Here is a 14,414-nt window from a genome sequence, read left to right on the forward strand (position 1 = left end):
CGGGTCTGCTCGGGCGAGCCAGAACTTACTGACGGCGGCAGATGGCCGCAAGATGTTTCAGCAAGATGCAGAAAATATTTCCACAGATGTCTTGACGCTCAGGAACCGGGGCGAGGAGTCTCGTCGCCATCACTCCTCCCCCTCGCCCTCCCATCCACCCTCTCCCCACTCGGAGAAATCGATGCCCCGTCAAACCGGCCGACTCCGAACGCTGTTGGCGTCCGGCGCGCTGCTGGCCGCCGGCACCGTGATACCGCTCGCCCTGACCGGCGGCACCGCCCACGCGAGCGCCGCCAACGGCGGCGACGTGATCGCCAACCTGTTCATGTGGAACTGGTCCTCGGTCGCCTCGGAGTGCACGAACGTCCTGGGCCCCAAGGGCTACGGCGCGGTCCAGGTGGCGCCGCCGCAGGACTCGATCAGACTCTCCGGCGCCCACCCGTGGTGGGAGATCTACCAGCCGGTCGGCTACGACCTGAACAGCAGAATGGGCACGGAGGCACAGTTCCAGTCGATGGTGACGACCTGCCACAACGCGGGCGTCAAGGTGTACGTCGACGCGGTCGTCAACCACATGGCCGGATCGAACCAGTCGAGCACCGACTCCTACGGCGGCGACAGCTTCTCCGAGTCGGCGATGACCTACAACCAGGTCCCCTACAACTCCTCCGACTTCCACAGCTACCCGGCGAACTGCCCGAACTCGGGCATGAGCATCAACGACTGGAACAACCAGACCCAGGTCCAGGAGTGCGACCTGGTCTCGCTCGAAGACCTCTACACCGAGACCGACGACGTCCGCGGCAAGATCGCGGGCTACCTGAACAAGCTCATCGGCGACGGCGTCGACGGCTTCCGGGTGGACTCGGCCAAGCACATCAACCAGGCCGACATGGCCAACATCGAGTCCCGCCTGAACAACACGCTCTGGGGCCAGCGCCCCTACGTGCTGCAGGAGGTGTTCCCCGGCAGCTCGGGCAACCTCGCGCCGGCCGCCTTCGAGGGCAACGGCAGCGTGATCGGCTTCGACTATGCCGACAACCTGAAGAACCAGTTCACCGGGAACATCGCCAACCTGAAGACCTTCGGCAGCTCCTGGGGCCTGCAGCCGAGCGCCTCGGACGGCGCGATGGTGACCAACCACGACACCGAGCGCGACGGCAGCACCCTCAACTACAAGAACGGCGCCGCCTTCACCCTGGCGAACGAGTTCATGCTGGCCTGGGGCTACGGCAACCAGCCCTCGGTCTACTCCGGCTTCGACTGGAACAGCTCCGACGACTCCCCGCCGGCCGACGCGAACGGCTACGTCACGAACACCGACTGCGCCAACGGCTGGTACTGCACCGACCGGATCCAGGGCGTCGCCAACATGGTCGGCTGGCACAACGCCGCCCAGGGCGCGTCGGTGGCCAACTGGTACGACGACGGTTCGAACCTGATCGCCTTCTCGCGCGGCAGCAAGGCGTGGATCGCGATCAACAACGAGAGCTCGACGCAGACGAAGACCTTCCAGACCGGCCTGGCCGCCGGCACCTACTGCGACGTCATCCACGGCGACTACACGGCGGCGACGGGCGCGTGCTCCGGTCCGACGGTCGCGGTGGACGCGAACGGCAACGCGACCGTCTCGGTCGCGGCGAAGGACGCCGTGGCGCTGTACGCGATCTCGACGGGCACGTCCTCGCCGTCGCCGTCGGCGTCGGCGTCGGCCTCTGCGTCTGCGTCTGCGTCTGCATCCGCCTCGCCGTCTGCATCAGCATCCGCATCCGCGACGGCGCCTGCGGGCAGCGTCGCCGAGACGTTCACCGTGAGCGGGGCGCCGACCAGCGCGCCGATGTACCTGGTCGGCTCCGTCAGCGGCCTGGGCAACTGGGCGCCGTCCGCCGCCGTCCCGATGACGCAGTCCGGCTCGACCTGGACCACGACGGTGACGCTGCCGCAGTCCACGGCAGTCCAGTACAAGTACATCGAGAAGGACTCCGCGGGGAACGTCACCTGGGAGCCCGGCTCGAACCACTCCGCCACCACCGGCGCGGGCAGCACCGCCACGCTGACGGACAGCTACAACGGCTCCAGCAGCAGCGTCAGTGAGACCTTCGACGAGACCGCGACGACCTGGCTCGGCCAGAACGTCTACCTCGTCGGCTCGATCCCGGCCCTCGGCAGCTGGAACACCGCGAGCGCGGTCCCGCTCTCCTCGGCCGCCTACCCGACCTGGTCGGCCGCGGTCAACCTGCCGGCCAACACCTCGTTCGCCTACAAGTTCATCAAGAAGGACCCGGACGGCACCATCACCTGGGAGTCGGGCGCGAACCACACGGCCACGACGGGCACGTCCGCGGCCACGCTCAGCAACACCTGGGGCGCGACGGCCACCAGCCCCGTGGGCGTCACCTTCGACGAGACGAAGACGACGGTCACCGGCCAGAACGTCTATGTGGTCGGCAGCATCGACAGTCTCGGATTCTGGGACCCGAACAGCGCGATCCTGCTCTCATCAGCGAATTACCCCATTTGGTCCAAGACCGTCAGCCTGAGCCCGAACACCTCCTTCGAGTACAAGTACATCGTCAAGGACTCGGCCGGAAACATCACCTGGGAGTCGGGCGCCAATCGCGCCTACACCACCGGAGCCTCCGGCAGCGTGACCCTGAACGACAGCTGGAAATAACAGAAAGTGACCAACCGTGGCCGTCGCCCCCACCGGGCGGCGGCCCGCGGTTTTTGGTCCACTAGGACTTGAGGGGTATTTCGCACGTGGAATCCCCGACCAGAGGGTGATCAGGAGACCCCAGGCCGCATGGCAGACTACTCACCCATGGGGAAGGCAACGGAAGCACACACCAGCACCAGGGGGCCTATCGGCAACCTGCTGCGATCGGTGCGTGGACACTTCCATTCGCCGGGACGTCCCCGCTTGTGGATCGAGCTGCTGCTGATCGCCGTGAGCTACTGGATCTACTCGATGGTGCGCAACGCGGTCCCCGAGATGGAGACCCGGGCGCAGCGCAATGCTCACGACATCTGGGCGCTCGAACAGACGCTGCACATCGCTGTGGAGCGTTCCGTCAACCATGCCGTCGACTCGGTGACATGGTTGATCACCGGACTGAACTACGACTACGCGACCTTGCACTTCATCGTGACGATCGCCGTCCTTGTGTGGTTGTTCCGCGGCCATTCGGGACGATATGCGGCGGCACGACTGTCACTTTTCGTGACAACCGGTTTCGCACTGTTCGGGTATTACTTCTATCCGCTCGCACCGCCCAGACTGATGTTCGGCGGCGGATTCGTGGACACCGTGGCCAAACACCACACCTGGGGCTCGATGGCCTCGGGGGACATGGCGCACGTCTCCAACCAGTTCGCGGCGATGCCTTCGATGCATATCGGCTGGTCGCTCTGGTGCGGCGTGACGATCTTCTTCCTGGCGAAACGGCGCTGGGTGCGGGTGCTCGGCGTGCTCTATCCGCTGTCGACGCTGATGGTGATCGTCGCGACGGCCAACCACTTCTTCATGGACGCGGTCGCCGGCGCGCTGTGCACGCTGGTGGGTCTGACGACCTCCCGCCTCGTCTACCGCCGCTGGCCCTACAGCTTCCCCAAGGCCGCCCCGCCGAGCCACCTCCCCGAACCCGCCCAACCCGAGCCGGTCGGTGCGACGAGGTAGTTGCACCTTCCGGGGGCGCGGGGCTCTGCTTGATCAACTACGTGCGCGAGAAACCACCCTGAGTAGGGCGCCGCCGAGCGGACAGGGCCGTCCGCACAGGGTGGTTGATCGCGGAGTTCGCCGCGCCCCTGGGCTCAGGGACCGCCGAAGACGATCCGTTCCATGACCTCGCGGGCCCGGCGGGCGACGCGGCGGTAGTCGTCGACCATCTCGCCGGCGTGGCCCTCGCCGTAACCCAGGTACCGGCCGACGCCGGCGATCTCGCGTGGCTCCGCGGGGAAGCTGTCGCCCGCGCGGCCGCGCACCAGCATCACCGCGTTGCGGACCCGCGTCGCCTGGACCCAGGCCGCGCTCAGCGCGTCCGCCTCGTCGCGGCCCAGCAGCTCCGCCTCGACCGCCGCGCCCAGCGCCCGCAGGGTCCGCGTGGTGCGCAGGCCGGCCACCGCGTGGCCGTGCTGGAGCTGCAGCATCTGGACCGTCCACTCGACGTCGGCGAGGCCGCCGCGCCCCAGCTTCGTGTGCGTCGTCGGGTCCGCGCCGCGCGGCATCCGCTCGCTCTCGACGCGGGCCTTGATCCGGCGGATCTCGCGCAGCTCGGCCTCGTCGAGACCGGCCGCCGGATACCGCAGCGGGTCGATCAGGGCGAGGAACTCCTCCCCCAGCCCCGTGTCCCCCGCGACCGGCATCGCCCGGAGCAGCGCCTGGCTCTCCCAGGTGTGCGACCAGCGCCGGTAGTAGGCGGCGTAGGAGCCGATCGTCCGCACCAGCGGGCCCTGCCGGCCCTCTGGGCGCAGGTCGGCGTCGATCAGCAGCGGCGGTTCCGTGGAGGGCAGCTGCAGCAGTCGGCGCAGTTCCTCGAAGACCTGCCGGGCGGCGTTGCCCGCCCTGGTCTCGTCCGCGCCGGGGAGGGGGTCGTGGACGAACATCACGTCCGCGTCGGAGCCGTACCCGAGCTCGTGGCCGCCGAAGCGGCCCATCGCGATCACCGCGAGCCTGGTCGGCAACGGCTCGCCCAGGCCCGCCTCCGCCGCGGCCACGCACGCCGCGAGCGCACCGCTGAGCGTGGCCCGGTTGAGACCGGTCAGCGCGAGGCCCGCCGCCTCGACCGCGTCGGCCGGGGTGTCACCCAGACGGCCCAACACGTCGGCGGCGGCCGTCCGGAACAGCTCGCGGCGGCGCACCGAGCGGGCCGCGGCGACGGCTGCAGCCGGGTCGCCCGCGCGGCCGACCGCGGAGGCGACCTCCCGGTCCAGGACCTGCGGCGAGCGGGGGTCGAGGCCGTCGGTGTCGCCCAGCAGCGCGACGGCCTCGGGCGCGCGCAGCAGCAGGTCGGGGGCGAGTCGGCCGGAGGAGAGGATCCTCGCCAGGCTCTCCGCCGCTGCTCCCTCGTCCCGCAGCAGCCGCAGGTACCAGGGGGTGGAGCCGAGGCTGTCGGAGACCTTGCGGAAGCTGAGCAGGCCGGCGTCGGGGTCCGCGGAGTCGGCGAACCAGCCGAGCATCACCGGAAGCAGCGTCCGCTGCAGCGCGGCCCGCCGGCTCACGCCGGTGGCCAGTGCCTGGAGGTGCCGGAAGGCGCCCGCGGGCTCGCGGTAGCCGAGCGCGGCGAGCCGGGCCCGGGCCGCGGAGGCGCTCAGCGCGTTCCCGGTGAGGCCGGCCTCCTCCAGGTCGAGGTGGGCGACGGCGTCGAGCAGCGGCCGGTAGAACAGCTTCTCGTGCAGGCGGCGGACCTCGCGCCCGTGCCGCTTCCACTCCGCCAGCAGCTCGGCGACCGGGTCGGCGCGCAGCCCGAGCGAGCGGCCGAGCCGGCGCAGGTCCTGCTCGGCGGTGGGGACCAGGTGGGTGCGGCGCAGCTGGAACAGCTGGATCCGGTGTTCGAGGGTGCGCAGGAAGCGGTAGGCGCTGTCGAGCGCGGCGGCGTCGGCGCGGCCGACGTAGCCGCCGGCGGAGAGGTCGGCGAGCGCGGTCAGGGTGGTGGCGCTGCGCAGGTTCTCGTCGGTGCGGCCGTGGACCAGCTGCAGCAGCTGGACCGAGAACTCGACGTCCCGCAGCCCGCCGGGGCCGAGCTTGAGCTCCCGGTCGACCTCGGCGGCGGGGATCGCCTCGATCACCCGGCGGCGCATCTGCTGCACGTCCTGCACGAAGTTCTCGCGCTGGGACGCCTGCCAGACCATGGGGCTGACGGCTTCCAGGTACTGCCGCCCGAGCTCGGCGTCCCCGGCGACCGGGCGGGCCTTGAGCAGGGCCTGGAACTCCCAGGTCTTGGCCCAGCGCTGGTAGTAGGCGAGGTGGCTGGCGAGGGTGCGCACCAGCGGGCCGTTCTTGCCCTCCGGGCGCAGGTTGGCGTCGACCTGCCAGATGCTGCCCTCGCGGGTGCTGTCGGAGCAGAGCCGCATCATCCGCGAGGCGAGGCGGGTGGCGGCCTGCAGCGCGTCGGCGTCGGTGTCGCCCCTGGGCTCGGCGACGAAGACGACGTCGACGTCGGAGATGTAGTTGAGCTCACGGCCGCCGCACTTGCCCATGGCGATCACCGCGAGCCGGCAGGCGCGGGCGGCGGGCGGGTCCTCCTCCGCGGCGATGTCGAGCGCGGCCTGGAGCGTGGCTCCGGCCAGGTCGGCGAGCTCGGCGGCGGTCTGGCCGAGGTCCGCGGTGCCGGAGAGGTCCCGCGCGGCGACGGTCAGCAGCAGCCGGCGGTAGCCGGAGCGGAGCGCGTCCGCGCGGGGGACCTCGGCGTACTCCTCCCAGATGTGCCGGTAGAGCCGCCGGACGAACTCCTCCGGGCCGGGATGGATGTCGTGCAGCTCGAAGGTGACCAGCTCGTGCCAGTCGTGCGGGTGCCGCGCCAGGTGCTCGCCGAGCGCGGCGCTGGCGCCGAGCACGCCCAGCAGGCGGTCGCGCAGCGGCTTGGCGGTGGTGAGGGTGTCCAGCAGCTTGTGCCGCTCGTCCTCGTCCCGGCAGGCCTCGACGAGCCCGGCGAGCCCGTGCAGGGCCTGGTCGGGGTCGGCGGTGGCCGCGAGGGCGTCCAGCAGCACGCTGTCCGCGGCGTGCGCCGCCAGCGCGGGCTCCGCGAGCCGCCGCGCGGCCGCCTCCGGATCCGTGAACCCCCGCCGCACCAGCCTGCCGACCGGATTGCTCCGTCGTGCACCGCCGCGCACCGTCTCCAACGCGTCTCGCCTCCGCGGGCCGTCCGGGACTACCACTCCACGATCCTCCCCGACCCTACGTCGTTCGAACACCCTGTATCCGCCGCACGGCGGCGGCCCGGGGCCGGACTCCGTAGGATCCGACAACTCCCAAACCTCGCATTTCCCCCCGCCTCACCAAGACCGTTACCAGGACGAGAGGGATGCATCGGCCCGCTGCCCGCATACTTGCAGTAATGACAAGATCTGAGGGACCCCGACGCACTCTGCCCGCCAGCCCGTTCTCGCGGCCCGCCGCACCAGCCGTCGAACAGTTCGCTGTCGGCGACCGGGTGACCCACGACAAGCACGGCCTCGGCCGCGTCGTGGCGGTGGAGGACGAAGCCTCGGTGATCGTCGACTTCGGTTCGGCGCACCGGCGCATCTCCACGCCTTTCTCCGCGATGACCAAGCTCTGACCCCACTCGTCGCACCCGCCGCCTGACACCGCAGCCCGTTCCGCCTCGACCGGACCGAGCCGCGGCGGGCGGGCGCGCGCCGGGCCGCGCGGACGGACGCCTCCGCCGGGCGATATCCGCTCGCCCGCGCATCCGCCGGCGCCTACGATCGGCCGATCGGGGTCGTACAGCCCCGAAGGATGCGGGCCGTGGCAGAGCGGCCCATTGCGCCCGTCGCGCCGAGGCCGTCCGGCGCGCCGGTTGACGGTGTGCGGGCGGGCCTGCCCGAGCTCCGTCCACGGGTTCGAATCCCGTCGGCCCCGCATCCGCGCTGCGCCGGGCCTTCGGGGTTCAGCGGACGATCGCCTCCACGCACTGAGCCATGTTGTTCGCCATGCCCTGCCGGTTCCACGCCTGTTCGCGGGGTTGACTGACGCCTTCGGCATCGGTGGCCCGGACCCGCAGCCGGTGGCTCCCCGGCCGGTCGGTCCGCCAGACGAAGCGCCAGGCGTACCAGGCGAAGTCGTCGCCCTCCCCGCCGGCGCGGGCGCCCAGCTCGGCCGCGGCCCAGGTGCGTCCGTCGTCCGCACTGAACTCCACGGCCCGCACCGCCGACCGGCCCGACCAGGCGCGACCGGTGACGACGTGCACGCCCGCGTCCACCACCCTGACCCGGCTCATGAAGTCGGGGAAACCCGGCGGGATCATCAGGGCCCGCGGCATGATCCGGGTGACCGGCTCGCCGATCTCGTCGGCCCCCTGCTTCAGGCGGTAGGCGGTGGTCTGCTGGAAGCCGTCGAACGGACAGTTGGTGAGCGTGATGCCGCGCAGCCACTTCACCTGCGCCATGCCGTACCAGCCCGGGACCACCAGCCGCAGGGGCGCGCCGTGCTGCGGCGGGAGCGGGGCGTCGTTCATCTCGTAGGCCAGCAGGACGTCCTCGCGCAGCGCCTCGGCGAGTGGCAGACCCCGGGTGAAGTCCTGCTCGACGCCCCGTTCGATCCCGTGGTCGCGACCGGTGAACACGACGTCGACCGCGTCCGCCCCGATCCCGGCCTCGCGCAGCAACGGAGCGAGCGGCGTCCCGCCCCACCGCGCGGTGCCGACGGCCCCGTCCAGCCACGGCTGACTCAGCGGCCGTGGAGTGAGCAGCGCCCGCCCGTTCCCCGCGCACTCGAAGGTGACGGTCCGCGTCACCTTCGGCCGCGCCCACAGGTCGGCGAGGGTGTACTCCACCGTCCGGCCCACCCGACCGTCGATCACCAGGCGCCAGCGGTCTGGGTCGACGTCCGGGATGTCGTAGTGCACCAGCAGGTAGTGCAGGCCGACCGGCGTGATGTCGTACCGGAGCGCCTCCAGCGGCATCGCGTGGTTGCGCCCGGCGAGGTGGAGCTCGTCCTGGGTGATGCCCTCGTCGGGAGCGGCGATCCGCGCCGGAACGCTGACCTCGCTGAGCTGCTTCTCGGTCATGTCCTGACCACCGCGAGTTGGCGAAAAACGACGACGCCTCCACGGTAAGCGGCCTACGCCCCACCCGCGCTGCGGGGACGGCGGCCCTGCTCCGCGGTCGATCGTCCTCGGCTCTGCCCTCGACACACCTTCGGCGGCCCCGGCTCCAGGCGGGGTGTCCACCCCAGCTGACCAGCTCATTCGTGCATGTGCGAGACTCCGCGGATGCGCATCCCCCCGATCGTCGTGCTGCCCGCCACCGCAGCGCTCGCCGTGTTCGGCTTCGTTGCCTACGGCTCGGCCAACAGCAGTCACACCTCGCCGGCTCCGATCGACACGCCCACCCTCAGCGCCGAAGCGCTCAAGGCCGTCGACGCCGAGGTCAGCCGATGGGACCGAGGACAAGGGGGACACGACCTCATCACCCTGCTCAACGCGGTGATCAAGGTCGGCGACGACAAGACCAGCGACGCCCTGTACAACGACTGCGCAGCGGTCACCAGCGCCGCCACCCAGCTCCAGCACGACGCCCCGATCCCGGACGGCCCGTCGCAAGCCCACCTCACGCGCGCTCTCGAGGACCTGCTGCCCGGTGCGAGCCAGTGCGGCCCGGGGTCGAACCAGGGCGTCGAGGCGATGGGGAGCGCAACCTACATGATCAACCAGGGGATCCAGGAGCTCCAGGCCGTCGACAAGCGCATGGCGATCCTGGACGCCGGCAGGTAATCGTCGCCGAGCGGCGATGATGCTCCCCGACGGCCCGTAGGCGGCCCCCGCGTCGGGAAAGGGCCGGACGACAGTGGATCGACCTCCACCGTGGTCCGGCCCTTCGTCGTGCCAGGGGTGCCGCTGAGCTGCGGTTGCAGCACCGGCTGGGCCCGTCTGTCATCGTTGGCCGGCCTCGCACGGCCCAGACGCAGACCAACGGTCATGAGACGGGCCCGGCGCACGCTGTGCTCAACCTGTAACTCCATCAGTGATGGGGGTAGCACTGGTCGATTCGGTGAGGATCAGCTAGGGCAGCCATCAGCACGGCGATTGTGAGGATCAGCCCCAATTGCACTGCGAGCTGGCATTGCAGTCGGCGCACGCTCACAGCGTCACCTCGCTCGCTGGCGAAGAGGAGTTTGAAGGCCATCACCGCAGTGACCACGAAGATCCCGACCAGGGCAACCCAGCCGATGGCGAGTGCTGGGTCGAACACCTGCGGCTCGGTGGCATCCGACTGGCCCGGGGTGAAGCACCCCGACGAAAAGACCAGCAGGATGAATCCGGGAACGGCAAGGACGGCGACGAGACAGGTGGTCTCGATCAGCAGGGTCCGCAGGGCGATCCGCCACCTCGGCACTTCCAGCGATTCAGGTGTCACTTCGTTCCCCCATGCGCATGCGGTCACCGAGGCCGCAACGCTGCCAGAGAATTTGAACGAGTTCAACTCCTGTCGGAGGACGCTGTCCCACTCCCCAGGACGCCATCCAAGACGACGGAGCTGACGTTCCAGCCGATGGTCGGCAGGTCGACTCTCCCCACGAGATTTTCCTTGCCCACGGCGCTACGCAGGTGGGCGAACCCGAGGACGGCGAAGAGGCCGGTCGCCCTCAGGCACTTCTCCTCTCCCGAGCAGCGCAGGGCGCACGCGGAAGGCCCCGGATGCGCTCTACAAGGGACGCGGCTTCGCGGCTTGACGGCCCAGAGACGGCCCAGACGCCGTTTGGGGGCCGTTGGGGGGACCAAATGGGCGAGAGCCCGGCGGTTGCAATCCGCCGGGCTCCCGCCCCTGGCCAGGAAGTCCGCTGACCTGCGGTTACAGCACCGGAAGGCCGCGGCGGAGCTCGAAGGCGGTGACCTCGGAGCGGTACTCCTCCCATTCCTGGCGCTTGTTGCGCAGGAAGAAGTCGAAGACGTGCTCGCCCAGCGTCTCGCGGACGAGTTCGCTGCGCTCCATCAGGTCGATCGCCTCGCCGAGGTTCTGCGGGAGGGGCTCGATGCCGAGGGCGCGGCGCTCGAGGGAGCTGAGCGCCCAGACGTCGTCGTCGGCGCCGGGCGGGAGTTCGTAGCCCTCGGCGATGCCCTTGAGGCCGGCCGCGAGGATGACGGAGTAGGCCAGGTAGGGGTTGCAGCCCGTGTCCAGGGAGCGGATCTCCACGCGGGTGGAGCCCTGCTTGCCCGGCTTGTACATGGGCACCCGGACCAGAGCGGAGCGGTTGTTGTGGCCCCAGCAGATGTACGACGGCGCCTCGCCGCCCGCGCCCGCGGCGCGCTGGGAGCCGCCCCAGATGCGCTTGTACGAGTTGACCCACTGATTGGTGATCGCAGCCGTCTCCGCCGCGTGCCGCAGCAGGCCGGCGATGAAGGAGCGGCCGACCTTGGAGAGCTGGTACTCCGCGCCCGCCTCGTGGAAGACGTTGCGGTCGCCCTCGAAGAGGGAGAGGTGGGTGTGCATGCCCGAGCCCGGCCATCCGGAGAACGGCTTCGGCATGAAGGTCGCGTGCACGCCCTGCTCCAGTGCGACCTCCTTCATCACCAGACGGAACGTCATGATGTTGTCCGCCGTCGACAGCGCGTCGGCGTAACGCAGGTCGATCTCCTGCTGGCCGGGGGCGCCCTCGTGGTGGCTGAACTCCACCGAGATGCCCATCGACTCCAGCATGGTGATGGCCTGGCGGCGGAAGTCGTGGCCGACGCCGCGCGGGGTGTGGTCGAAGTAGCCCGAGTGGTCCGCCGGGATCGGCGCGGTGCCGTCCGCGGGGAGGTTGTTGAGCAGGAAGAACTCGATCTCGGGGTGGGTGTAGAAGGTGAAGCCCAGGTTGGACGCCTTCTCCAGGGTGCGCTTGAGGACGTAGCGCGGGTCCGCGAAGGACGGGGAGCCGTCCGGCATCAGGATGTCGCAGAACATGCGGGCCGTGCCCGGCGCCTCCGACCGCCACGGCAGTATCTGGAAGGTCGCCGGGTCCGGCTTGGCCAGCATGTCCGACTCGTAGACCCGGGCGAAGCCCTCGATCGCGGACCCGTCGAAGCCGATGCCCTCCTCGAAGGCCTGGTCCAGTTCGGCCGGGGCGACCGCGACGGACTTGAGGAAACCGAGGACGTCGGTGAACCAGAGCCGGACGAACCGGATGTCTCGCTCTTCGAGAGTGCGGAGCACGAACTCCTGCTGCTTGCCCATGGCTACAGTCTCACCTCTGCGGTTTACGGTTGCGTTAACGCGGAAGCGCAGGCGGCGCCTGGTCCACTGATCGCATCATTGCAGATTATGAGCCTGGTGGGACGGCCAGGCAGGGCCGTCAGGAGACCCGGCCGAACTGGGTGGGGTAGTAGCCCGTCGACAGGACCGAGATGCGGACGTCCGCCCCCGGGTGCGGCGCCTCGATGTAGCGGCCGGAGCCCAGGTAGATCGCCACGTGGTGGATCCCCGACGCGCGACTGCTGGAGGACCAGAAGATGAGGTCGCCGCGGCGCAGCTGGCTCGCCGCGATGGGTGTGGTCGCCCGGTACTGGTCGGCGGCGACCCGGGGCAGGCGGACGTCGGCCCGGTAGTACGCCTGTTGCACGAGTCCGGAGCAGTCGTAGCCGTAGGGGCCGTTGCCGCCCCAGACATAGGGCTTGCCGAGCTGCGCCTCGGCGAAGGAGATCGCGGACTCCAGGGTGCCCACGCCCTGCCCGGGCGGCGGGGTGGGGGGCTTGCCGGAGCCGGGGTCGCCGGGGCCCGGGCCGGGGTTGGGGTGGGAGGCGCCCGCGTACCTGAGGTAGATGTCGTAGTGCGTGGTCCAGCGCCACTCGCCGTTCTTGCGGAACCAGTAGCGCTGCCCGTCCCAGCCCCAGGTGATGCCGCCCGCGGTCTGGGTGGAGCCGCTGCCGCCGCCGACGTAGGTCAGGTAGATGTCGTAGTGCGTGGTCCAGCGCCATTCGCCGTTCTTGCGGAACCAGTAGCGCTGTCCGTCCCAGCCCTGGCGGATCGCGCCGGTGGTGGTGCCGCTGTCGCCGCTGCCCGCGTGGCGCAGGTAGACGTCGTAGTGGGTGGTCCAGCGCCACTGCCCGTCGGACTTGAACCAGTAGCGGTGACCGTCCCAGCCGGCGTGCGCGGGCGCGGGCTCGGCGTTGGCCGTGGGGGCGGTCATCAGCGCGGCTCCGCCGCCCACCGCGAGCATCGCGGTCGTCGCGGCGGCCCGCACCAGTGGGCGCGTGTGGTGGCGCGGTTCGGAGGCGGTCGGCGAGGCGGCCCTGCCGTGCGCACGGCACGGGGCGCAGGTGCAGTCGGATATGTCCAGTTCGGCGAAGGCGGTCATCGCGGACGGGCTCCGTTCCTCGGGAGTGGTGCGTACGGCGGCGTCACGAAGGTCTGCGTCACTGCTGCGGGGTGCGCGCGCGGAAGGAGAGCGCGGTCGCGGAACGGTGGAGCGGTGCCGGGGGCCGGACGGCCTCCGCGGCGCGGGTGGCGTCGGCGGCGTCGAGGGCGTCCAGGGGGTCGAGCACACCGGGCACGGCCGTCGCGGAGCCCGGAGCCGGGATCGACGGGGTGACCGGAGAGGTGACCGGGTCGGTGTCGACCGGCTCGACGGCCGCGTCGCTCCCCTGCTGGGCGACCGGGACGGCGAGGAAGGCGGTGACCAGGTCGCGGGTGAGCGAGGCGCGGAAGTCTGCGTCGAGGGTCAGGCCCTGGTCGCGTTCGAGTTGGCGCAGCGTCAGGGTCGCCGTCTCGACCGCGTCGCCGACGATGACCTCGCGCGTGCCCGCGTCCAGCTCGGCGAGTCGGCGGCGGCGCATGCCGTCGGCGAAGTCGGCCCGGTAGCCGAGGCCGACCGCCTGGACCGAGTAGACGGCGACGCCGACCGGGGCCATCTCCGCGCCCAGGAGGCGGGTGAGCTCGCCGCCGAGCCACTGGCCGTCGCGGAGCGAAGGGCCGGGGGTGACGAAGCTGTCGCACGGCAGCGTCGAGGCGATCCGGCAGAAGACGGCCTCCGCGCTGGCGGCGAGGTGTGCGCCGTGGTCGTCGACCGCGAACCTGGCCCGGGCGGTGTCCTTGACCTGCCACACCAGCATCAGCTCGGCGGTGATCGGGGAGCCCTCGCGGTCGGTGGCGGCGATCGGCTCGCTGCGCCAGTGCCGGATCCGCACGTCGACGGCGCGGCGCTTGAGCAGCGGGTTCACCCAGACCAACCCGGAGCGCCGCACCGAGCCGCGGTAGCCGCCCCAGCGGCTGAGCACCCGGACGGTGCCGACCGGATTGGCCATCAGGCCGAAGAGGGCGAGGGCCGTCACCAGCCCGCACAGGGCGAGCAGCAGGACCGCGGGGCGGTCCGCCAGGACCGGACCGCTGTCGTGCAGCGCCCGGCCGCCCGGCGCCCAGGAGGGGAGGCCCGCGGCGCGACGCGCCTGGACGAGCACGGCGCCGACGACCGCGGCGGCGACGACGGGGAACGCGGTCCAGCCGGGCAGGACGCCCCGGGCCGGACGCTCCCTCAGTTCCGCGTCGGATCGGGGCGGGCGGCGGACCGCCCAGGGTGCGGTGGCCTGACGCTCGGCCGGCTGGTCCACGTGGTCCATCCCCTCTGCGGGCGTTCTCAGCCACCCGCACCCGTGCTCGAAGGGCTCGAACGTACCTTTATTTCGGACATATCGTCAATACGGATATATCTCAGTCCCAATACGGGCATGCCCTGATACATCGTGCAAGGAAACACACCCGAACGAGTCGGTGCGCGGACGAACACT

General features: G+C 70.8%; 10 protein-coding genes. 4 read left to right on the forward strand and 6 right to left on the reverse strand.

The window, feature by feature from the left end:
• Positions 1 to 181: 181 nt before the first annotated feature.
• Positions 182 to 2,674 (forward strand): carbohydrate-binding module family 20 domain-containing protein, encoded by a 2,493-nt coding sequence (locus BS83_RS33650; RefSeq protein ID WP_232248581.1) that lies wholly within the window; start codon positions 182 to 184, stop codon positions 2,672 to 2,674.
• A 147-nt stretch (positions 2,675 to 2,821) separates the two neighbouring features.
• Positions 2,822 to 3,676 (forward strand): phosphatase PAP2 family protein, encoded by an 855-nt coding sequence (locus BS83_RS33655; RefSeq protein WP_232248770.1) that lies wholly within the window; start codon positions 2,822 to 2,824, stop codon positions 3,674 to 3,676.
• Positions 3,677 to 3,810: 134 nt separating this feature from the next.
• Here BS83_RS33655 and BS83_RS33660 read toward each other — a convergent pair whose 3' ends face one another.
• Positions 3,811 to 6,837, reverse strand: a complete 3,027-nt coding sequence (locus BS83_RS33660) for a bifunctional [glutamine synthetase] adenylyltransferase/[glutamine synthetase]-adenylyl-L-tyrosine phosphorylase (RefSeq protein WP_051944497.1) — start codon at positions 6,835 to 6,837, stop codon at positions 3,811 to 3,813.
• A 215-nt stretch (positions 6,838 to 7,052) separates the two neighbouring features.
• On the opposite strand from BS83_RS33660, the gene BS83_RS33665 reads away from it, so the two are divergent.
• Entirely contained in the window at positions 7,053 to 7,274 is a 222-nt protein-coding gene (locus BS83_RS33665) for a hypothetical protein (protein ID WP_037607188.1), read from the forward strand.
• Positions 7,275 to 7,604: 330 nt separating this feature from the next.
• On the opposite strand, the gene BS83_RS33670 is transcribed toward BS83_RS33665, so the two are convergent.
• Entirely contained in the window at positions 7,605 to 8,723 is a 1,119-nt protein-coding gene (locus BS83_RS33670) for a sulfite oxidase (RefSeq protein WP_037607189.1), read from the reverse strand.
• Positions 8,724 to 8,927: 204 nt separating this feature from the next.
• Here BS83_RS33670 and BS83_RS33675 point away from each other — a divergent pair, with 204 nt between their 5' ends.
• Entirely contained in the window at positions 8,928 to 9,428 is a 501-nt protein-coding gene (locus BS83_RS33675) for a hypothetical protein (protein WP_037607190.1), read from the forward strand.
• Between the two features lie 247 nt (positions 9,429 to 9,675).
• Here BS83_RS33675 and BS83_RS33680 read toward each other — a convergent pair whose 3' ends face one another.
• From BS83_RS33680 to BS83_RS33695, 4 genes are all read right to left on the reverse strand, one after another.
• Positions 9,676 to 10,137 (reverse strand): hypothetical protein, encoded by a 462-nt coding sequence (locus BS83_RS33680; protein ID WP_157597432.1) that lies wholly within the window; start codon positions 10,135 to 10,137, stop codon positions 9,676 to 9,678.
• A gap of 369 nt (positions 10,138 to 10,506) precedes the next feature.
• Positions 10,507 to 11,868, reverse strand: a complete 1,362-nt coding sequence (gene glnA, locus BS83_RS33685) for a type I glutamate--ammonia ligase (RefSeq protein ID WP_037607192.1) — start codon at positions 11,866 to 11,868, stop codon at positions 10,507 to 10,509.
• A 118-nt stretch (positions 11,869 to 11,986) separates the two neighbouring features.
• Positions 11,987 to 12,988 (reverse strand): C40 family peptidase, encoded by a 1,002-nt coding sequence (locus tag BS83_RS33690; RefSeq protein WP_037607193.1) that lies wholly within the window; start codon positions 12,986 to 12,988, stop codon positions 11,987 to 11,989.
• Positions 12,989 to 13,046: 58 nt separating this feature from the next.
• Positions 13,047 to 14,237: an SPFH domain-containing protein gene (locus tag BS83_RS33695; protein WP_157597433.1), complete on the reverse strand. Its 1,191-nt coding sequence runs from the start codon at positions 14,235 to 14,237 to the stop codon at positions 13,047 to 13,049.
• Positions 14,238 to 14,414 lie beyond the last annotated feature (177 nt).

The sequence above is a fragment of the Streptacidiphilus rugosus AM-16 genome, from assembly GCF_000744655.1.
Lineage (GTDB): Bacteria > Actinomycetota > Actinomycetes > Streptomycetales > Streptomycetaceae > Streptacidiphilus > Streptacidiphilus rugosus.